The following is a 20,362-nucleotide window of genomic DNA, read 5'->3' as shown; positions in this document are numbered from 1 at the left end:
GGGCGACCGGCGTATCGTGGCCGAACTCTTACAGGATGCGTGACGATGCGGCGAGCCAGTGTGGGCAGGGTGCTGGGCAAGGTACTGGGGCTGGTGATCGGGGGGCTGGCGGCATCGGCCAGCGCCGCGCCGGCGCAGCAGGTCAGCCATGGTCGCTTCCAGAACATTCCGGTGTACCTGCCGGCCGGCCACCCGCAGCGGGTGGTGGTGTGGTTCGACGGCGGCCGGGAGCAGGCCCTGACCCGCCAACGCATCGACGCGCTGCGTACGCAGGGCGCCTTGGTGGCCCAGGTCGATGTGGCCCATCTGCGCCAGGTGCTGGCGCGTGAGCACAGCGGCGATTGCGCGTTCGGGGCTGGCGACGTCGAGAATTTCTCGCGCTATTTCCAGGCCTTCCTGCATGTGCCCGGCTACCACCTGCCGCTGATCGGTGGCGATGGTGAGGGGGCCGAACTGGCCTACGCCGTGGCCGCGCAGGCCGATACCCAGGTGTTTGCCGGGCTGCTGACCACCACCTTCTGCCCCGACCATGCGCGCGAGCACAAGGTCTGCGGCGCGGGCAGCAGTCATGGCCGCCTGCTGCCGGCCGAGCTGAATTTCCCCTGGTTGAATGCCGAGGGCGACAACCACTGCACGGTGGGCAATGCCGCGGCGTTCGTACGCAAGGTGGCAATGGGCCGCCAGTTCCAACGCAGCGGCGATGGCGATACGTTGCCCGGGCTGCTGGCCGCCGCCCAGGTGATCGGGGCGCAGAAGGGCATCAGCCTGGCGCCGCCGCCGGACGACCTGAAAGGATTGCCGGTGGTGGAAGTGCCGGCGACCAAGCCCGGCGACAGCATTGCCATCTTCGTATCCGGCGATGGCGGCTGGGCGGGTCTGGACAAGGAAGTGGCCGATGCGCTGAGCGCGGCCGGGGTATCGGTGGTGGGCGTGGATTCGCTGCGCTACTTCTGGACGGCGCGCACACCGGAAGGTTTCGCCCGCGACCTGGAGCGGATCGCGCGGCACTACACGCAGCAGTGGCAGCGCAAGCGCGTAGTGCTGGTGGGGTTCTCGCAAGGGGCCGATGTGTTGCCGGCGGCGATCAACCAGCTGGCGCCAGCCACGCGCGATACGGTGGCGATGATCGGCCTGCTGTCGGTGGGCCGCAATGCGGACTACGAGTTCCACGTCAGCAACTGGCTGGGCGGCGGTGGCGGCGGCAAGCCGATCGCGCCGGAGATCGCGCGGTTGCCGCCCGGCAAAACGCTGTGCATCTACGGCGAAGACGATGACGATGCGCTGTGCCCGTCGTTGCCGGCCGGCAATGCGCAGATCGTCAAGCTGCCCGGCGACCATCATTTCAAGGGCGACTACGACCGCTTGGCGCAGACGTTGCTGCAGCATCTGCCGGCGAAGTAGCGCGGCCATGCCTTCGCGTCGGGAGCAGCCACGCATGGCGTGGCTCTACCTGGGTGGGGCGCAGCGTGGCGGTAGTGCCACACCATGTGTGGCTGCCTTTTGCGGTAACGCCGGCTCAATCGTGCCGGCGCGGATCCAGTGAGATCAATCGGGTGGCATCGAGCAGGGCGGCCGGCAGGTGCATGCCGCCGGGCGCGGCCAGGTAGCGCGCGCGCCAGACCGGGGCGAACTTGGACTTGAAGCGACGCAGGCCGCTGAAACCATAGAAGCGTTCACCGTGCCGGGCCACGACATTGGCGAAGCGGTTCCAGCGGCCGGCCAGGCGATGCTGGGCCATCCCGGACAACGGTGCCATGCCCAGTGAGAAACGGTGGAACCCGTTCGCACGGCCCCACAGGAACAGCTCGATGAACAGGAAATCCATGGTGCCCTTGGGCGCATCATCGATGTGCCGCATCAGGTCCACCGACAGCTCGTGGCCGGCCGGGGCCTGCCACAGGTTGGCGAAGGCGACGATGCGGCCTTCGGCTTCGACCAGCGCCACCGGGAAGCGCACCAGGTAGTCCGCATCGAAGCTGCCGAGCGAGAAACCCTTTTCATCGCCGGCCTTGTCGTCCAGCCACTGCTGTGAGATCTCGGCCAGCACCGGCAGCAATGCCGGCACTTCTTCCGGAGTGGCCACGCGGAAGCTCAATCCGCCACGTTTGCCGCGGTTCCAGGCCTGGCGCAGGTCGGCACGCTCGCGGCCTTCCAGACCGAAATCCTGCAGCGGCACCATCGCCTCTTCGCCGAGTTTGACCAGGGTCAGGCCGAGGTCGAGGTAGGTCTGCCAGTTGGCTTCGCCGACCTGGTAGAACACCGGGCGCAGCCCGAGCCGGTCGGCCTCTTCGCGGAAGCGCCAGATCAGCTCGCGTGCGGTGTCGGCCGGGCCGACCGGATCGCCCATGGCGATCAACGAACCGCCGTAGCGCTGCATCATCACGAAGCCGCGCTGCTGGCTGTCGCGCAGCACCGCCTTGTCGGCGGTCAGCACCAGGCAGGCCTGGGTGTCTTCGGCGGCGGCCAGGATCGGCGCCAGTGCATCCAGGGTCGGCGCATCGGCCGGCGGCAACGGGCTGCGGGTGCTGTGCAGCAATCGCGCCAGGCCGAAGATGGTCAGCGCGATGGCCACCACCAGCAGCGCGCGCAAGGCACGCGGCGCATTGCCTTGCAGTGCGAACTGCCACCACAGTTCGTTCTGGTACTCGACGTGGCTGTAGACGAAGAACAACAGCCAGATCACCGCGACCAGCACCAGGCCCAGGTTGCGGATCCACGGCCACGACCAGGCCTCATCAAGCAGCGCGCCTTGCCGGTAGAACTCACGGCGTGACGCCCACAGCGCCATCGCCACCACCAGTGCCGACAGCGCGATCAGCACCTGGCCGCCGCGCAGCCAGATCGGCAGCGGGGCGATCACGCAGATGCCCAGCGCCAGCATCCAGGCGGCATGGCTGCGCCGCTGCAGGCCCTGGCCGATCAACAGCAGCGCCACACCGGCCAGACTGCCGAGCAGGTGCGAGGTTTCCAGGATCGGCAGCGAGGCGTTCACCAGGTGCCGGCGCGGGGTGGGCAGGGTGCCGTCGATGACCAGAGCAGCGCCCACGCTGAACACCGCCAGCGCGATGATCTGCGGCAGCCACGGGCGCACGGCGGTCCAGCCGGCGCGGGTGGCACCGGCGCCGACTTTCAGCGGCCGGCGCAGCGCCGGGCCCAGCGCCAGCAGCGTGGCCAGCAGCAGCGGCAACACGTAGTAGGTCACCCGGTAGATCAATGCCGCGGCCAGCACGGCGGCCGGGGCCACCTGCGGCAGCAGCTTGAGCAGGCTCCACTCGAACACGCCCAGCCCGGCCGGCACGCTGGAGATCAGCCCGGCCAGTACCGCCACCAGGTACAGGCCGACGAAGCCGGGCAGGCCGGTCGGCGTATCCATCGGCAGCAGCACGTAGAACGCGGCGCTGGCCAGCACCAGTTCGACCACGCTCAGCGCGGTGACACCGAGCATGGTGCGGCGGTCGGGCAGCCACAACGCGTGGCCACGAATCTGGAAACTGCGGCCGTCACGGCCGACCAGCAACAGGGTGCCGAGGTAGCTGAGCAGGCCGGCGATGCCGAACCCGCGCACTGCCTGCGCCGATACCGGAAGGGCCAAGGCGGCGGCGCCGGGTTCGAGGACGAAGGCCAGGGCGAGCAGCAGCCAGGCGCCGAACACGAAGCCCAGCGTGCTCATCAACACCACCTGGCCGATCTCGCCGAGGCTGAGCCCGGCGCTGCCATAACCGCGCAGGCGCACCGCGCCGCCGGTCAACGCGGCAAAGCCCAGGGTCTGGCCGATGGTGTGGGCCAGGAACGCGGTGATGCCGACCCGGGCCGGATGCAGCTGCTTGCCACTGCGGCGCAGGCCAATGGCGTCGAAACCGATCAGGCAGGCATAGCTGGCCAGGCCGAGCAGCACGGTCAGGCCGATCTGCGCGGCGCTGAGATGGCGGAAGGCCTCGCGGATGGCGCGATAGCCGTGTTCGTCGAATTCGCTGGCCAGTCCGCGCAGGGCCAGGGCCAGGATCGCCAGGCTGAAGGTGACGGTGGCGGCACGGCGCCAGCCGGCGCGCGGCGGGGAGGGAGCGGCGGATGTTTCAGTCATCGGTACAGCGTGCTCCGGGGCAGGCGATGAAGGAGTCAAGGCGCACGGCGGTGCCCTGCGCGCGCATCGTGCGCTTCCGGCCTGCGCTTGCCAAGGGTGGTCGCTGTGCGCGGTATGGCTGGATTGCGCAGGCGCAAGGACAGGCTCACGCGGCATCGGTGACAATGGGCCATCACCCAGAGGAGCAATCGCCATGTTGGAACGTTTCGATGTCGGCCCGCGCATGTCCGAGATGACCGTGCACAACAAGGTCGCCTACCTGTCCGGGCAGATTCCCGAAGACACCAGCCAGGACATCACCGGGCAGACCCGGCAGGTGCTGGCGGAGATCGACAAGCTGCTGGCACTGGTGGCCAGCGACAAGCAGCACATCCTGCGTGCGGAAGTGTTCCTGGCGGATATCCAGGACTTCGCCGGCATGAACGCTGCGTGGGACGAGTGGGTAGTCGCGGGAATGACGCCGGCGCGCGCGACGGTGGAAGCCAAGCTGGCCGACCCGAGCTGGAAGGTCGAGATCGTGGTGACGGCCGCGTTGCCGTAAGCGATATCGAGTGCAGCCGAGCATGGCTCGGCTGTACCACCCGCACGCCGCGGTTCCAGGTAGCGCCGAGCCATGCTCGGCGGCACGGTTTCAGGGGGGCGCGACCATCACGATGCAATCCACCGGGCACGGCGGAATGCACAGCTCGCAGCCGGTGCACAGGTCGGCGATGACGGTGTGCATGTACTTGGCACCGCCCACGATGGCATCGACCGGGCAGGCCTGGATGCACTTGGTGCAGCCGATGCAGTCGGCTTCGACGATCAACGCCACCTGTAGGGCTTTGTGTTCACCGCGGCTGCGGTCGAACGGCAGCGCCGGCACGCCGAGCACGTGCGCCAACGCGCGTGCACCGGCATCGCCGCCGGGCGGGCAATGGTCCACGCCGGCATCGCCGCGTGCCATCGCTTCGGCATACGGGCGGCAGCCGTCGTAGCCGCATTGGCCACATTGGGTCTGCGGCAACAGGCGGTCGAGGCGTTCAGTGAGGCTGGTGTCGAGGGTAGGCATGCGTGGCGTCGGCTGCGCGGGGGACATCATTTCATCGGTTTGCCGCGATACCACCGCTCGTGGGCAAGGGCGAGCATCGGGCGGTCTTCACGGCTGTCACCGTACGCGTGGATACGCAGGTAGCGCGACAGGTCGTACTGGTGGCGGATCCGTTCCACCTTGCGCGGGCCGCAGTCGCCGTCGGCGTAACGCCCGGTCAGGCGGCCGTCGCGGCTTTCCAGCCGGTTGCAGATCAACCCCAGCCCCAAGGCGTCGCACCACGGGCGCAGATACAGGTCCAGCGAGCCGGACACGATCACCACGGTGTGCTGTTGCTGCAGGTGCCAGCGGATCTGTTCAAGCATCTGCGGGCGCACCACCTCGGGCAGCACGTCGCGGGCATAACCGGCGGCCTGGGTGGCGATGTCCTCGCTGTGGCGGTTGCTGAAGGTCAGGCGGGTCACCCGGGCGCGAATGCGCGCGGCCGAGATCAGTTTCAAGCGGTAAGCCAGCACCCACGGCCCGATCTTCCACCACGCCTGCGCCAGTTGTTCGGGCGTGGCGACGCGGCGCAGGAAGCGGCCGTAGGTATCGCAGGTGGTGACCGTGTGGTCGAAATCGAACAGTGCCAGTTCCAACCGGGACCTCCGTGCGTACTGAGGGGCAGGGCGACCGCGTGGCCGCCCCGCCCGCTGCGATCAGCGGACCGGCATGCCCGGCAGGGCGCTGCTGTCGGCATCGAGCAGGGCCAGCGCGCCGCCGTCGAAACCGGCCGACAGGATCATGCCTTCGCTCAGGCCGAAGCGCATCTTGCGCGGGGCCAGGTTGGCGATGAACACCACGCTGCGGCCGACCAGCTTCTCCGGCTCGCCGTAGCTGGCGCGGATGCCGGAGAAGATCTGGCGCGTGCCCAGGTCGCCGGCGTCCAGCTCGAAGCGCAGCAGCTTGTCCGAACCTTCGACGAATTCGCAGGCCAGCACCTTGCCGATGCGCAGGTCGAGCTTGGCGAAGTCGTCGATGCCGATGTAGGCCGGGGCGGCGTCGCCTTCGGCGGTGGCCGCAACCGCAGCCGGTGCCGCGGCGGGCTTGACCGGCTTGGCCGGGGCGAGGGGGGCCGGGGTAGCGGCCTGCAGGGTGTCCTTGGATGCGTCGGTCATGGCGTCAATCATTTTCGGGTCGATACGGGTGAACAGCGGGACGTACACGGCGATGGTGTGCGCGGTCAGCGGGCGGGCGATGTCGGTCCAGTCCTGCACCGGCGAGGCCAGGAAGGCTTCGGCCTGGGCGGCGGTGGTCGGCAGCACCGGCTTGAGCGCGGTGACCAGCACGCGGAACAGGTTCAGGCCCTGGCTGCAGACGGACTGCAGCTGGGCGTCGGCGCCTTCCTGCTTGGCGATCACCCACGGCTTGTGTTCGTCGATGTAGCGGTTGGCTTCATCGGCCAGGGCCATGGTCTGGCGCAGCGCGGCGGCCGGATCATTGCGTTCGTAGGCTTCGCGGATCGGAGCGAGCGCGGCGACGAAGCGGTCGTACTGCGCGGCGTCGGGCAGCGCGTCGGCCAGGCGGCCGTCGAAGCGCTTGCTGATGAAACCGGCGCAACGGCTGGCGAGGTTGACGAACTTGCCCACCAGGTCGGCGTTGACGCGCGCGATGAAGTCGCCCAGGTTGAGGTCGAGATCGTCCACGCCACCGCCGGACTTGGCGGCGAAGTAGTAGCGCAGCGCTTCCGGTTCCAGGCCAACATCAAGGTAGGTGCGGGCCATGACGAAGGTGCCGCGCGACTTGGACATCTTGGCGCCATCCACGGTGAGGTAGCCGTTGACGTGCAGGCGGGTCGGGGCGCGGTGGCCGGTGCCATGCAGCACGGCCGGCCAGAACAGGCCGTGGAAGTTGACGATGTCCTTGCCGATGAAATGATGCAGTTCGGTGCTGGTGCCAGCGCGCAGGTGGGCGTCGAAGTCTTCGCCGTTGCTGGCGCACAGGGTCTGGAAGCTGGACAGGTAGCCGATCGGGGCATCGAGCCAGACGTAGAAGTACTTGCCGGGGTGGCCGGGAATCTGGAAGCCGAAGTAGGGCGCGTCGCGGGAGATGTCCCAGGCGCGCAGGCCGCCTTCGGCGTTGAGCCATTCACCCAGCTTGGCCTTGACGCCCGGCAGGGCGACGTCACCGGCCAGCCATTCGCGCAGGAAGCCTTCGAAGCGGCCGACTTCAAAGAAGAAGTGGTCGGAGTCGCGGATTTCCGGGGTGGCACCGGAGATCACCGACTTGGGTTCCTTGAGGTCGGTGGGGTTGTAGGTGGCGCCACACACTTCGCAGTTGTCGCCGTACTGGTCGGCGCTGCCACAGTTGGGGCAGATGCCCTTGATGTAGCGGTCGGGCAGGAACATGCCCTTGGCCGGATCATAGAACTGGGCAACGGAGCGGCGCGCGATGTGGCCTTCGGCCTCAAGCTTGAGGTAGAAGGCTTCGGTCAGGGCCTTGTTGGCGGCCGAGTTGGTGGAATCGTAGTGGTCGAAGTCGACGCCGAAGGCGGCGAAGTCGCGCTCGTGGCTGGCCTGGATGTTGGCGATGAAGGCCTCCGGGCTGACGCCGGCCTTTTCGGCGGCGAGCATGATCGGGGTGCCATGGGTGTCATCGGCGCAGACGAACCAGGTCTTGCCGCCGCTCATTCGCCGCGCGCGCACCCAGATGTCAGCCTGGATGTAGCCGACCAGGTGGCCCAGGTGGAGCGGGCCGTTGGCGTAGGGCAGGGCGGTGGTGACGAGAGCGGTGCGGGTCATGGGGAGCGTTGTTGCCAGGGGAACGGGGGATTATCGCATGGCGGCGGTGGGGGGCTTGCTTGCGGCCGTGAAAGCCTGAGCGGCAGCTACAACCACAGCCACAGCCGCAGCCGCAGCCACGTCAACTTCAACTGCCCACGCTTCCGGGCTATCGGTGGGAGGGCTGGGGTGAGTGGGTGTACGGGGCACGCTGCAAGTACGTCCATGTAAGCTCCGGCGGCGCATCCATGCGCCTCAGGGCCCCGTACACCCACTCACCCCAGCCCTCTTGAAATTGGCCGGTGCGTTTGGGAGGGCAAAGGCCCAACGGCAAAGCCGAAGCACGGGCAAAGCCAGAGCCAGAGCCAGAGCCAGAGCCAAGTTCAAGGGGCCTATGGCCTCGCGGGTGAAGTTGAAAAGCCAGAGCCAAAGCCAAAGCCAAAGCGATGCTGGACTGCTGGTGCATGGTCGAGGCAACGGCTTTGGACTGCCAACCGTCGAGGCAACTCTGTGGGGGCGAGTGGGGTGATGCCCCTGCCGGGACTGTTCACAACATGGATGTTGTGAACAAGCCCCCATGGGTGAAGGCGCACGGCTTGCGAGGCACTGCCTCGCGTGCGACTGAACGCACAGCCGCCAGCGGCTGGGCCGGACCGCGGAGCGGGGTTCACGGCGTGTCTCGGCAGGGGCATCACCCCGCTCGCCCAAACCGATAGCAATGACAAGCCGTCCATCAGCCACCGACCAACCATTCGAAGGTTGCTTTAATGGCGACTGGCACAAGAAAAGCAAAAAGGCCGAAGCAACTCACGCCGCTTCGGCCTTTTCCAATCTACACAAGGCGGGCAATAGCCCAGCCCAGCCTGAAGCAGAAGCGGGTTACTCGCGTACCCAGGTCTGGGCGCGGCAGATGAAGGCGATGCAGCCGGAGACGTCGAGCTTGGCGCCGCCGGTCTGCAGCTTGGCCTTGGACTTGTAGGTCTTGCCGTTGGCCGGATCCAGGATCGTGCCGCCCGACCAGGCGTTGGCACCGTCGGCCTTCAGGTTCCACAGGATCGTCATGCCCTTGACCGGCTTGTTCTTGTTGGCGCCCTCGCAGCCGTCGCAGACCGGATTGGGGCCCTTGTCCGAATGCAGAATGTCCACCACCTTGCCGGTCAGCGTGCCATTGGCCGCCTGGGTGATCTCCACGATCGATTTCACCTTGCCGGTCTTGTCATCGATCGTCTTCCAACGGCCCACAGCGCCGTCGGCGGCGGTGGCCGACATCGCGGCCATCATCAGCGGCAGTGCCAGCAACAGCGTCTTGAAGGTCTTGCGCATGTTCCCCTCCCAGGGATGTCCGAGATTGCCGGCGCGGGGCCGGTACAGCCCGACTGTATACCCATTCGGCAGGGTATGGGCAATGGGGGCGACGCCCGCGCTACGGAATCTCGTACAGCTCCAGCGGCAGCCCGTCCGGGTCGGCGAAGAACGTGAAACGCCGGCCCGTGTATTCATCGGTCCGGATCGGCTCGCAGGCCACCCCCGCCGCCTCCAGCCGCCCGATCATCGGCTCCAGCGACGCCACCCGGAACGCCAGGTGGCGCAGACCCTGCGCTTCCGGGCGGCTCGGCCGGGGCGGCGCGCCCGGGAATGAAAACAGCTCCAGCTGGCTGCCATCGGGCAGTGCCAGATCGAGTTTCCAGGAGTCGCGCGCGACCCGGTAATTTTCGGCCAGCACGCGCAGACCGAGCAGCTCGGTGTAGAACACCTTCGAGCGCGCGTAGTCGGAGGCGATCAGGGCGACGTGGTGCACGCCCAGCAGCAGGTTGTTCGTCATTGCAGTGTGTCCAGCCAGCGCTGCGCGATCTGCAGCGCCAGCGGATAGGGTTCGGGGGCGTTGCGGTTGCTCAGCACGATCACCGTCAGACGGTGCCGCGGATAGCGCAGGATTACATTGCGGAAGCCGATGCTCTCGCCACTGTGCCATTGCGCCTCACCGTTGAGACGCCAGCCGAAACCGTAGAACGGCACGTCCGCCTCGTCGGTGCGGGTGGCCGGTGCGAAGGCCTGCTGCAGCGAGGTCGACTTCAACAGACGCGGGTCGTACAGCGCCGCATCCCATTTGGCCAGATCGTCCAGCGAAGAATAGATGCCGCCATCGCCCAGCACCGCGCTGGTGGGGCTCTGGTCGGTGCGCTGCCAGCGCCCGTCGATCTCGCTGTAGCCGTAGGCGCGATGGGCGACGTCATCGACACCGTCCTGGTGCGCCACCGTGTCGTGCATGCCCAGCGGCGTGAAGATGCGGGCGTGCAGGAACGTGGCGAAATCGCGGCCCGAAGCCTTGCCCACCACCAGCGCCAGCAGCGCATAGCCGCTGTTGCTGTAACGGTACGCGCTGCCCGGCTTGAAATAGGTGCGGTCCTGGCCCTCCAGCAACGCCAGCACATCGCGGTCGTGCACCTGCGCGGTGGCGGTGGCTGGCATCAGGTCTTCGTAGTCGAGCAGGCCACTGGTGTGGCTGAGCAGCTGGCGCAGGGTGATCGCATCGGCTGCCGCCGGCAACGAGGGCAGCCAGTGCTTGAGCCGGTCATCCAGCGACAGCGCGCCATCCTCGGCCAGCAGCAGGATCGCTGCGGCGGTGAACTGCTTGCTGACCGAGGCCAGCCGGAAATTGCTCTGCGCGGTGACCGGCGTGCGGTCTTCCAGTACCGCCAGCCCGTAGCCGCGACGGAACACCGGCTGGCCGTCGTGCAGCACCAGTACCGCCGCACCGGGCACCTGCCCGTCGTAGCGGGCCATCAGCGCGTCGATGCCCGGATCAGGCGGTGACAGCGCCGGCGCGGCCTGCGCGCTGCCAACGGCGAGCAGGCAAGCCGACAGCAGGTGGCGCAGGTAGGGCCGACGATGGAGGGACATGGCCGGCTCCTGTGCCGATCAGGGGGTGCTGGCGGGCGCGGTGGCCGGCGTGGCCGTCGCGCTGGCGCCGTTCTCGCTGGCGATCCAGCGGGTGATTTTGGCGTCGAGGATGTCCAGCGGCATCGAGCCGTCGCGCAGCACTTCCTCGTGGAAGCGACGCACATCGAAGCGTCCCCCCAGCGCGGCTTTGGCCTTTTCGCGCAGCGCGATCATCTTCAGCTCGCCCAGGCCGTTGGGCAGGGTCTGGCCCGGCAGCGCCATGAAGCGCTCGACTTCGGCGGTGGCGTCCTCGGTTGGCAGGTCGGCGGTCTTGACCAGGTAATCCACCGCCTGGCGCTTGCTCCAGCCCTGCGCGTGCACGCCGGTGTCGGCCACCATGCGCGCGGCGCGGGTCAGTGCGGCCTGCAGGTAGCCGATGCGTTCGTAAGGATCCTGGTAGACGCCCAGTTCTTCACCCAGCGATTCGGCGTACAGGCCCCAGCCTTCGATGAAGGCGATGTCGCCGCCAAGCCGGCGGAAGCGCGGCAATTTGTCCAGTTCCTGCTGCAGGCCCAGCTGCACGTGGTGGCCGGGAATGCCTTCGTGCAGGAACTGCATCGGCGCCGCCCAGCGACGGCGGCTGGGCAGGCTGCTGGTGTTCACGTACAGGATGCCCGGGCGCATGCCCTCCGGCAGCGGCGGCTGGTAGCTCACCGCAGCGGCCGTGGCGGCGCGTTCGGGTTCCACTGCGCGCACTTCCATCGGTGCCTTGGGCAAGGTGCCGAGCAGCGTCGGCAGGCGGCTGCCGATCTGGCTCTGCAGCTGCTTGTAGCGGCCCAGCAGTGCATCGGCATTGGCGTACTGGAAGCTGCGGTCGGTGCGCATGTTGCGCAGCACCTTCTGCTGCGAGCCGCGGATCCGGTTGTCCTTGAGGATCGTGGCGATCTGCGCCTGCAACGTACTCACCCGCTGCTCGCCGAGCGCATGGATCTGCGCGGGCGTCAGCGTCGAGGCGGTGCTCTGCACGATGTTCTGGGTGTACCAGGCCTGGCCGTTGGGCAGTGCGCCCAGGCCGTCGGTGCTGCGCGTGGCGGGCAGGTATTCGGTGGCGATGAAGCCGCGCAGGGCGCGGTAGGCCGGCATGATGCGGTACTCGATCATGCGCTTGTACTCGGCGCTGATGCGCGCCTTGTCGGCGGCCGGGAAGTCCTCGGGCAGGTTGCGCACCGGTGCCCAGAAAATGCTCTCCTCGGCGCTCGGCTTGATCACCGCATCCAGCTGCGGCAGCACCTTTTCCATCAGGTCGCGCGGCTGCACCACACCGGCCGCCATGCCCTGGCGCATGTTGGCGATGGCCTGGTCGAACAGCGGGGCGATGCCCAGCGAGCGACGCGACCAGCCGTCGTAATCCTGCACGGTATTGAACGGCTGCGCGCCGGAGCCGGAGCCGAGGATCGCCATGATGCTGCCCAGGTTGTAGTACTGGCTCACCGGCAGCATCCAGCCGGGGTGCTGCTCGGCGGCCAGCGACATGCGCGCATCGCGCACGAAGATCTCGTAGCTGAGCAGGTCCTGCCCGGTCAGCCCGTCAGCGCCGATCTTCTCGACCTTGCCCAGCCATTCCACGGTGAAATCGTGTGATTGCTGGCGGTAGGCCGCCGAGAGGATGTTGGGCAGCTGGTCGTTGTGGCGGCTGTCACCCTGGAAGGTGGCCTGCAGCGGGTTGAGCCGCATCGAGGCATCCCAGTATTCATCGTAGATGCGGTTGAGCTGGGCGGCCTTGGTCTGCTGGCGGACCAACGGCTGCCGGGCGGGCGCGGCGGCCGGACGTGCGCGCGGCTTGGCCTTGGGCTTGGCGGCCGGGCGGGTCTGCGCGGCGGCGGGCCGGTTGGCCTTCTTCTTGGCGGCTTCGGCCGGGGCGGCAGTGCTGAATACCAGCAGGGCGGCGATGGCGAGCGCCAGGGCGCGGGCGGGGTGGGGCATCGGCTGTTTCCGTAAAACACACAGTCCCGGGAGCTTGCCCGATCCGGACGCCCACGGCCAGCACCGGGCCGCCGTCAGCGCGGTGCGGTATCGCCGTCAGTCAGCTGCGGCGTCGGCGCGCAGCTGTGCCGCGCGTTCAGCGCCCAGGTAGCCGGTGATGGCGCGCCGCATCAGGTACAGCAAGGGAATCAGGGCGATGGCGAAGCCCATCTTGTAGACGTAATTGACGCTGCTGACCGCCAGGAACAGCGAGGTCGGCCATTGCTGCGGGCCGAGCACGAAGGCGATCCAGATCACCACGAAGCTGTCCACCAGCTGCGACACGGCGGTGGAGCCGGTCGCGCGCAGCCAGACATGGCGCTCGCCGGTGGCACGGCGGATGCGGTGGAAGATCGATACGTCGATCAGCTGCCCGACCAGGAAGGCCACCAGCGAGCCGGCGATGGTCCACATGCCCTGGCCGAACACCGCCGCGAACGCGGCCTGGTAGTCGGGCACGCCATGGGCGCTCATCGAGGTGACCCACCAGTCGGCCGGCACCAGCGAGATCGCCGCGAACGCGAACAGGAAGCCGTAGCTGATCAGCACCACCGCCAGCCACGAGATGAACTTGACCCCGCGGCGGCCGAAGAACTCGTTGATGGTGTCGGTCATGATGAACACCACCGGCCACAGCAGCGTACCGGCGGTGAAGCTGAGCGAGCCGGTCTGGCCGAACAGGTTCCAGTTGAACGGCGCCACGCCCAGGGTGTCTTCCAACGCGAAGATCTTGACCCCGATCAGTTCGGCCAGCACCGCGTTGGCGCAGAAGAACGCGGCCAATGCGATGAACAGCAGCACCGCGCGGTCCTGCAGCGGGCGCTGGCTCACCTCAGCGTTCGCCGGCGCGGGTGAACGGCATGGTTTCCGGCGCGACCGCGCCCCCGGAGATGATGAAGCTCATCGCCTGGTCCACGGTCCAGTCGGTGGGCGTGAGCAGCTCCACCGGCACGATCTCCAGGTAACCGGAGGTCGGGTTCGGCGTGGTGGGTACGTACACCGCCGCCAGTTCGCGGCCGGTGCCTTCCTCGCGGATCACCCGTGTCACCAGACCCACCGATTTCATCTCGCGGTGCGGGAAGTCGATCAGCACCACGCGCTGGGTGCTGCCCGGCTCGGTCTGCAGCATGTCCAGCAGCTTCTTGGCGCTTTCATAGATGGTGCTGGCCAGCGGAATGCGTTTGATCACCGCGCCGAACCAGCGCAGCAGGCGCTGCCCGATCACGCGGCGGCTGAGGATGCCCACGCTGAGGATCACCAGCAAGGTGGCGCCCAGGCCGATCACGTTCTGCATCCACTCCACCTTGACCCAGCCCAGGTAGTGCGGGAACGAGGCGGCGATCTGTTCCGACAGTGGCACCACCAGTGGGCTGGAGATGCCGGACAACAGCACGAAGACGAATTTGACCACCACCCAGGTCAGCCAGATCGGCAGCAGGGTCAGCAGGCCGGTCAGGAACAGGCGCTGCAGGGAGGGGCGCGGAACGAGTTGGGGGGCTTCGGGCGACATCGGCGCATTGTAGCGGGGCGGCTGGCCGGTTTACGCTGCCGCCGGCCGCGGGAAGCGGGGCACTGGAGGAATGCTGTGTTGAAGGGATTGAAATGGACGGCGTTCAGCCTGCTGGGACTGGTGCTGCTGGCGCTTGCGGTGTTGCTGGTGTCATGGGCGATACCGCCGACGGCCGACGAGCATGCTGCCCTGGCGGCGATGAGGGCGACACCGCCGGCGCTCGCTGCCGAGCAGAACGCATTTCCTGCCGTGTGGTTGCTGGCCTATGACGGCATCGATGCGCAGCAGCAGCGTGTGCTCACCGCGCAGGACGTCGAGCGCTACACGCAGACCGTGGCCGCAGGGCGTGGGCAGGTCTATGCCGGCAGCATCGCAAAAGGCCGGTTCCCTGAGGTGATGCCGGCCAAGGACTGGTGCGGGCGCAACGCCGGCAGCTGCCTGAAGCAGGTGCGCGCCCACCCCGAGCAGGTGGCGGCCGCGCATGCGGGGCATGCGGGCCTGCATCAGCGCCTGGCCGAGCTGTCCCACTTCGACGCCTACCGCGATCCCTTCCCGGTGGATCTAGCGATCCCGATTCCCGCACTGGCGCCGTTGTTCGACCGTGTCTCACTGCATGCGCTGGCACATGTGCGCGGTGACAGCACCACCGCGTTGCAGGGCATCTGCGAAGACGTGCGCAGCGCGCGCCTGTTGATGGGGCGCAGCGATTCGCTGTTGCTTGCGATGGTCGGTGGCGCGCTGGCCGAACGCAGCGCTGCGTTGTTCAGCGAGATCCTGGCCGAGCTGCCCGCCGGCACAACGCTGCCAGCTGACTGCAGTGCGGCCTTCGTGCCGCCGCGTGTGGACGAAATGGACCTGTGCCACGCGATGCGGGGCGAATTCGGCTACCTGCGCGCGGCCGTCGAAACGACGCCGGTTGCGCCTTGGCAGGAGTGGCTGTACGACAAGGAGAAGACCCTTGCACGGGGTGCGTCCCTGTATGCGCGCAACTGCACTGCGCAGGTGCGGGCACAGATCCGCGATGATCGGCCGGTCGTGCTGGCCGCCGGGCCGTCGAACGTGTCGCTGCGCTGTGTGGCAAACGCGGTGGGCTGCATCCTGCTGGATGTCGCGGAGCCCACCTATGCGGCCTATCCGTTGCGGCTGCAGGATGCCGGTGCACAGCTGCGGTTGGCGGCAACGATGCTGTGGTTGCATGGACAGCCCTCGGCCGGCGCCGATCTGATGCAGACGCTGCAGCGTTTGCCGGCCGGGTTGGGCAGCGACGGTCGGCCATGGCAACGCAGTGCCGATGGTCGCCAGCTCCAGGTACGGCGCCATGCCCCGCCTGGCGAGGATGTGCCGGCATTGATCGCTGCGCCCTTGCCGGCGGCCTGGCAGCCGCACTGAGCGTAGGGGCGACTCAGGGCAACGGTTCGAACGCCGCGCCGTCGCCCACCGTATCCAGCGTCCAGCGCTGCGCGGACGGCAACCGTTCCCAGCGCACCGTATCCTGGTCGGATTCGATGCTGCCGCTGCTGCGTCGCATCCGGCCGGTCGAGTAGTTGATGCTCAGCGCCTCGGTCTGCCCGGAGTTGCGCATCATCGAGGCGTTGTCATAGCCGATCAGCGCGAACGCGCCCTGCTGCCAGCGGAACGTGTAAGTGGTCGAGCCGGTCGACCAGCTGCCGGCGTTGGAGAAGAAGTACAGGCGCACCTGCAGCGTGCCGCGTTGCACCGACACGCCGCCTTCCTCGAGCACATCGGCCAGGTTGGCGTATTCGTGGCGCGGGATCAGCGTGTGGTTCTGCACGGCCAGCGCGTAACCGCCGGACGGGCGGGCGAAGGCCACGGCGAGGATGCGTGGATTGCTGTCCAGCGGGCTGGGGCCGAAGCCGTCGTGGTCGATGATGTTGCCTGGATCGTGCTGGCGCAGCACCAGCACCAGGTCATCGCGCTGGTCGGCGTTGAGGTCGCCGTCCAGGCGCGATTCGATCGCCCAGCCGGTCGGGACGAACGCTTCGGCATGCGCGGCGCTGGCCGGCAGCAGCGGATAGCGCACCTCGGGAATCTGTTGTGCCAGCGCCGGTGCGGCGCACAGCAACAGGGAAACCAACGCGGCAATGCGCATGCAGCGCTCCGTGATCGACAAGGCGGCACAGCTTAGCAATGCCGCCGCTGCCGGTGTTGTCGCTCAGCCGGCGCTGCGCTGGCGTGCCTCGGGCTTCAAGCGGATGTAGACCTGCTTGCGCACCCGTGCGACCACGTCGCCCTGTGCGTCGAGGATGTCGTTGCTGAACCAGTGCAGATACTTTTCACCGCTGGCGGTGGCCGCACGCAGCTGCTCCAGCAGTGCATCGTCCAGGCGGAACTCGGCGGCCACGGTGCCACGACCGGGCTTGATGAATTCGATCGCGCCGGCGCGGTCCCAGACGTAGTAGTCGCGGCCCAGGTTGTGCATCACCGTGAGCATCCAGAACGGGTCGGTCATGGCGAACAGACTGCCGCCGAAGTGGGTGCCCACGTAGTTGCGGTTCCACGGGCGCATGCGCAGCTCCACCTGCACATGCCGATAGTCCGGGCTGACCGTGGTGACATGGATGCCGGTGAACAGGAACGGCGGCCACAGGTTTATGCCGTGGCGGAAAACGCTGGCCTTCATCGGGATCACGCGGGGCAGGGGAGGTGGCTGGAGTCTAACATTCGCTTGCGTATGGTGGGCGTTGGCTGGGCTGGACCGGGATTACACGTCCTCGGCCACGTAGCCATCGCGGCCGGCGGCCTTGGCGCGGTAAAGGGCGGCATCGGCGCCTTCGAAAAAGTGCCGCGGCTCGGTGCCGCTGGCCGGCACGCGGGTATATACGCCGATGGTCAGCGTGATCCGGGTGGTGGCACCGTGGCCAGCCGGCACTTCCATCGTGCGGATGCGGGCGAGCAGGTCTTCCACCACCAGCACCGCGCCGTCAGCCGCGGTGTCGGGCAGGATCAGCGCGAACTCGTCGCCGCCGAAGCGCGCGGCCATGTCGCGCGGGCGACGTGCATGCGCGCCGATTTCGCTGGCGATCTGGCGCAGCACGTTGTCCCCGGCATGATGACCGTAGACGTCGTTGTGATCCTTGAAGTGATCCACGTCGATCAACACCAGGCTCAGTGGCCGACCATTGCGGCGGCCGGCATCGTGTTCCTGCTGCAGGGTCTGCTCGAAGCGCAGGCGGTTGCCCAGCCCGGTCAGCGCATCACTGTTGGCCTGGCGGCGCCAGGCGCTGATCCGCCACAGCACCCAGGCGCAGATCACCACCAGCATGCCGACCAGCCCGGCGGCCGGGGCGAACCAGAGGTTGCCCGCGCGTAGCAGTACGAAACTGAGCAGCAGGGTGACCGGCAGCGCCAGCAGCGCACTGGCCGAGGCGCGCGGCAGGGTCAGGCCCAGGCAGCACAGCGCCACCAGCAGCCCGCTCAAGGCGTCCTGCCACTGCGTGGGCAACAGGCTGATCACCTTGCCATCGAGCAGCATCGAGGCGACGTTGGCCTGGTACTCGCTGCCACTCATCCAGCGCTCGCGCGTGGTCGGGGTCAGCAGGCGCGGGGCGATGCCGCTGGCGGTCATGCCCACCAGCACCAGCCGGTCGCGCAGCAGCGCCGGGTCGACCTCGCCGTTGAGTACGTCCACGTAGGACACCTGCGGGAAGCGTTCCGGCGGTCCGGCGTAGCGCACCCGCACATAGTGATTGCGCCGCCACTGGTACGGCGAAGACTGCTCGGGGCGCTGGTCGCGCAGGCCGGGCAGCGGGCCGCGCAGGTCGGCCAGGGCCAGGCCGAGCGCGGGCCAGTGCGGTGAGCCGATGCCCGCGGTGAGATAGAGCCCGCGCGCGACACCGTCGGCATCCACCTCGATGTCGCTGTGCCCCAGCGTGGCCGCGTTGGCGGCGATCAGCGGGATCGGCAGCAGTTCTTCGGCCATGCGCGGGCCACTGGCCGGCGCGGCCAGCACCGGCAACACCACGTGGCCGTTGCGCCGGATGGCCGCGGCCAGTTCGGCATCGCGGGCGCTGTCCTGGCGGTCCGGTTCGGACAGCATCAGGTCCAGCACCACGCGCTGGGTACCGGCGGCGGTGAGGCGGTCGAGCAGGCGCGCGTGGGTGGAGCGCGGCCACGGCCATTGGCCGATCTGCTGTAGGCTGTTGTCGTCGATCGCGATGATCAGCAGGCGCGGGTCGGGGCGGTAGTCCCAGCTGCCGACATAGGTGTCATAGACCGCCTCGTCCTGCTTCCAGAACCACTGCCAGTGGCTGGCCGCAGCGGCGAGGACGCCGACCAGGATCGACAGCACGATCCGGTGCGGCCAGGGCAGCGCCAGCGGTCTCACAGCAGCAGCCACAGCAGCAGCGCACCGCCGCCGACACCGTAGCAGGTGCGGCATGGCAGCTTGACCTGCTGCGCTGGCGAGAACGGGCCGGCGTAGCCGTCTTCCTCGATGTACTGCACGCGCACGTGCAGGGTGCCGTGCCAAGGGCGCTTGAGCGACACCTCGGGCTGCTCGACTTCACGATCCAGCAGCGGCTGGGCGAAATCGCCCTTGCGGTCCAGCTGCACGCGATAGCGCTGGCCCGGTTCGCCCGCCTGCCAGCGCAGTGTGAGCTGGCCCTTGGCCGCCTGCGGCGGCTGCAACGCCGGATCGACCGGCGCATCGCTGATGGTCAGCGCCAGCGGTTGTCCGAAGCGGCCCCGGTGGCCCTGGCCATCGCGCGAGGCCACCCGCCAGAAATACGCGCCTGCGGGCAGGTCCTGGGCCGGGCGCAGGTGGGTGCCGCGGCCTTCCTGCTCCAGCACCGGCTGCAGGAACTGTGGATCGTGCGCAATCTGCAGCACGGTCGCCTCGGCACCGCTGACCTGGCTCCATTCGAAGCGCGGGCGGGCGCTGTTGACCGTCTGCTGGTTGACCGGGCGCAACGTCAGCGGCGGGCTCGGCTGGTCGCGCACCAGGAAGTCGCGCTCGACATCCAGGCCTTCCACGCCGTCGGCACTGATCGCACGCACCAGCAGGCGCAAGGTGCCGGGCGGCAGGTCGGGCACGGTCAGCGCGGTGGCGTCGGTGTCATCGGAGAACAACAGGATGTCGGGCTGGTCGGCACGCACCACATCCACCCGGTAGCGCGCGGCGCCGTCCACGGCCGACCAGGCCAGCTGGGCGGGCAGGGGATCCAGTCGCAGCTGGGTGCGGTCCAGCAGCGGCGCCGGCAGCAGGGCTTCCATTTCGCCCGGGCGGGCGTCCAGCGAAGCGCTGCGGCTGGCATGGCCACGGGTGACCAGCCGCTGGCCGCGCGGATTGCCGACCTGCACCTTGCCTTCGATCACTTCGGTGGCCGCGCTGCGGCCATCGCCGCCCGCGCTGACCCGGAACACCGTGCCGCGCACGCTGCTGGTCGCCGTGGGCGCATCGATGATGTAGCGCGACGCCGGGCCGCGCGCCGGCGTGACCCGGTTGCTGCTGCGGCCCTGTTCCAGGCGCAGGCGGGTATCCACCATGCCGGTGTGGCCGTACCGGCTCAACTGGTCCAGGCGCAGCCGTGAGTTCTCGCGCAGCTGCAGGCGCGAATCGTCGGCGAAGGCGATGGTGACGCTGGCATCGGCCCCGGTCAGCAGGTGCTGGCCGATCTTCAGCAGTTCGCCTTCGACCACATCGTGCAGCGTGCCGTGGCCCTCGTCGCCGACCTGGACCAGGCCGCGCACCGCCAGCACCCGCGCCGGTGCCGGTTGCACCAGCAGCCAGGCGATCGGGAACTTCAGCTGGCTGCCGGGCGGCAGCCGATAGGGGTCACTGACCCGGTTGTGCGCCTGCAGTTGTTCCCAGGGCACATTCGGCTTGAGGTAGCGCGCACCCAGATCCCACAGGGTGTCGCCGGGCCGGACCCGATAGGTCCAGTCCTGCGCGGAAAGGGAAAACACAGGCAGCAGCAGCGCCACCAGCATCAGCAGGCGGGCGCGCAGCGAACAGCGGTGCGGCTTAGGGGTCGAACTCACGGTCATCAATGCCCTGCTGAACGGGGCTCCGCCGTGCAGGCCCCGATGGCCCGGACCACATCCCCCCGAATGGATCGCGG

General features: G+C 68.3%; 17 protein-coding genes. 3 read left to right on the top strand and 14 right to left on the bottom strand.

Annotated features, from left to right (window positions below):
- The first annotated feature begins 45 nt into the window (after window positions 1–45).
- Window positions 46–1,401 carry a virulence factor family protein gene (locus AC3IPM_RS13860; protein ID WP_489300518.1) on the top strand — a complete coding sequence of 452 codons (1,356 nt, stop codon included), beginning with the start codon at window positions 46–48 and terminating at the stop codon, window positions 1,399–1,401.
- Window positions 1,402–1,516: 115 nt separating this feature from the next.
- Here AC3IPM_RS13860 and mprF read toward each other — a convergent pair whose 3' ends face one another.
- Window positions 1,517–4,081, bottom strand: coding sequence for a bifunctional lysylphosphatidylglycerol flippase/synthetase MprF (gene mprF, locus AC3IPM_RS13855; RefSeq protein WP_489300516.1), 2,565 nt, complete (start codon window positions 4,079–4,081; stop codon window positions 1,517–1,519).
- 193 nt (window positions 4,082–4,274) lie between these two features.
- On the opposite strand from mprF, the gene AC3IPM_RS13850 reads away from it, so the two are divergent.
- The gene (locus tag AC3IPM_RS13850) at window positions 4,275–4,622 is read left to right on the top strand and encodes a RidA family protein (protein WP_489300514.1); all 348 of its coding nucleotides are present in this window, start codon (window positions 4,275–4,277) and stop codon (window positions 4,620–4,622) included.
- A 90-nt stretch (window positions 4,623–4,712) separates the two neighbouring features.
- Here AC3IPM_RS13850 and rnfB read toward each other — a convergent pair whose 3' ends face one another.
- The 9 genes from rnfB to AC3IPM_RS13805 form a co-directional block, all read right to left on the bottom strand.
- Complete coding sequence (gene rnfB / locus AC3IPM_RS13845) at window positions 4,713–5,132, bottom strand: Rnf electron transport complex subunit RnfB (RefSeq protein WP_489300512.1); 420 nt, start codon at window positions 5,130–5,132, stop codon at window positions 4,713–4,715.
- Between the two features lie 26 nt (window positions 5,133–5,158).
- Window positions 5,159–5,749 carry an HAD family hydrolase gene (locus AC3IPM_RS13840; protein WP_489300511.1) on the bottom strand — a complete coding sequence of 197 codons (591 nt, stop codon included), beginning with the start codon at window positions 5,747–5,749 and terminating at the stop codon, window positions 5,159–5,161.
- Window positions 5,750–5,809: 60 nt separating this feature from the next.
- Window positions 5,810–7,891 (bottom strand): methionine--tRNA ligase, encoded by a 2,082-nt coding sequence (gene metG, locus AC3IPM_RS13835; protein ID WP_489300510.1) that lies wholly within the window; start codon window positions 7,889–7,891, stop codon window positions 5,810–5,812.
- Window positions 7,892–8,749: 858 nt separating this feature from the next.
- A complete protein-coding gene (locus AC3IPM_RS13830; RefSeq protein ID WP_489300509.1) occupies window positions 8,750–9,193 on the bottom strand; it encodes a DUF2147 domain-containing protein in 444 nt (147 codons plus the stop codon).
- Window positions 9,194–9,293: 100 nt separating this feature from the next.
- The gene (gloA2, locus tag AC3IPM_RS13825) at window positions 9,294–9,692 is read right to left on the bottom strand and encodes an SMU1112c/YaeR family gloxylase I-like metalloprotein (RefSeq protein ID WP_489300508.1); all 399 of its coding nucleotides are present in this window, start codon (window positions 9,690–9,692) and stop codon (window positions 9,294–9,296) included.
- The gene (locus tag AC3IPM_RS13820; protein ID WP_489300507.1) at window positions 9,689–10,771 is read right to left on the bottom strand and encodes a serine hydrolase domain-containing protein; all 1,083 of its coding nucleotides are present in this window, start codon (window positions 10,769–10,771) and stop codon (window positions 9,689–9,691) included. The genes gloA2 and AC3IPM_RS13820 overlap by 4 nt, the downstream gene beginning before the upstream one ends.
- Window positions 10,772–10,789: 18 nt before the next feature.
- Window positions 10,790–12,733, bottom strand: coding sequence for a DUF885 domain-containing protein (locus tag AC3IPM_RS13815; RefSeq protein WP_489300506.1), 1,944 nt, complete (start codon window positions 12,731–12,733; stop codon window positions 10,790–10,792).
- A gap of 96 nt (window positions 12,734–12,829) precedes the next feature.
- Complete coding sequence (locus tag AC3IPM_RS13810) at window positions 12,830–13,603, bottom strand: queuosine precursor transporter (RefSeq protein WP_489300505.1); 774 nt, start codon at window positions 13,601–13,603, stop codon at window positions 12,830–12,832.
- A gap of 1 nt (window position 13,604) precedes the next feature.
- Window positions 13,605–14,282 carry a DUF502 domain-containing protein gene (locus tag AC3IPM_RS13805; RefSeq protein WP_489300504.1) on the bottom strand — a complete coding sequence of 226 codons (678 nt, stop codon included), beginning with the start codon at window positions 14,280–14,282 and terminating at the stop codon, window positions 13,605–13,607.
- Window positions 14,283–14,360: 78 nt separating this feature from the next.
- On the opposite strand from AC3IPM_RS13805, the gene AC3IPM_RS13800 reads away from it, so the two are divergent.
- Window positions 14,361–15,671 (top strand): hypothetical protein, encoded by a 1,311-nt coding sequence (locus AC3IPM_RS13800; RefSeq protein WP_489300503.1) that lies wholly within the window; start codon window positions 14,361–14,363, stop codon window positions 15,669–15,671.
- A 13-nt stretch (window positions 15,672–15,684) separates the two neighbouring features.
- On the opposite strand, the gene AC3IPM_RS13795 is transcribed toward AC3IPM_RS13800, so the two are convergent.
- From AC3IPM_RS13795 to AC3IPM_RS13780, 4 genes are all read right to left on the bottom strand, one after another.
- Entirely contained in the window at window positions 15,685–16,392 is a 708-nt protein-coding gene (locus AC3IPM_RS13795; RefSeq protein WP_489300501.1) for a hypothetical protein, read from the bottom strand.
- 63 nt (window positions 16,393–16,455) lie between these two features.
- Window positions 16,456–16,923 (bottom strand): DUF4442 domain-containing protein, encoded by a 468-nt coding sequence (locus tag AC3IPM_RS13790; protein WP_489300500.1) that lies wholly within the window; start codon window positions 16,921–16,923, stop codon window positions 16,456–16,458.
- 81 nt (window positions 16,924–17,004) lie between these two features.
- Complete coding sequence (locus tag AC3IPM_RS13785) at window positions 17,005–18,627, bottom strand: CHASE2 domain-containing protein (protein ID WP_489300498.1); 1,623 nt, start codon at window positions 18,625–18,627, stop codon at window positions 17,005–17,007.
- Window positions 18,624–20,282 (bottom strand): FecR family protein, encoded by a 1,659-nt coding sequence (locus tag AC3IPM_RS13780; RefSeq protein WP_489300497.1) that lies wholly within the window; start codon window positions 20,280–20,282, stop codon window positions 18,624–18,626. The genes AC3IPM_RS13785 and AC3IPM_RS13780 overlap by 4 nt, the downstream gene beginning before the upstream one ends.
- Between the last annotated feature and the right edge of the window lie 80 nt (window positions 20,283–20,362).

Source organism: Stenotrophomonas sp. GL_111, from assembly GCF_057835245.1.
Note: the sequence above shows the minus strand (reverse complement) of the source record. Positions and strands in the feature narration are given on the sequence as shown.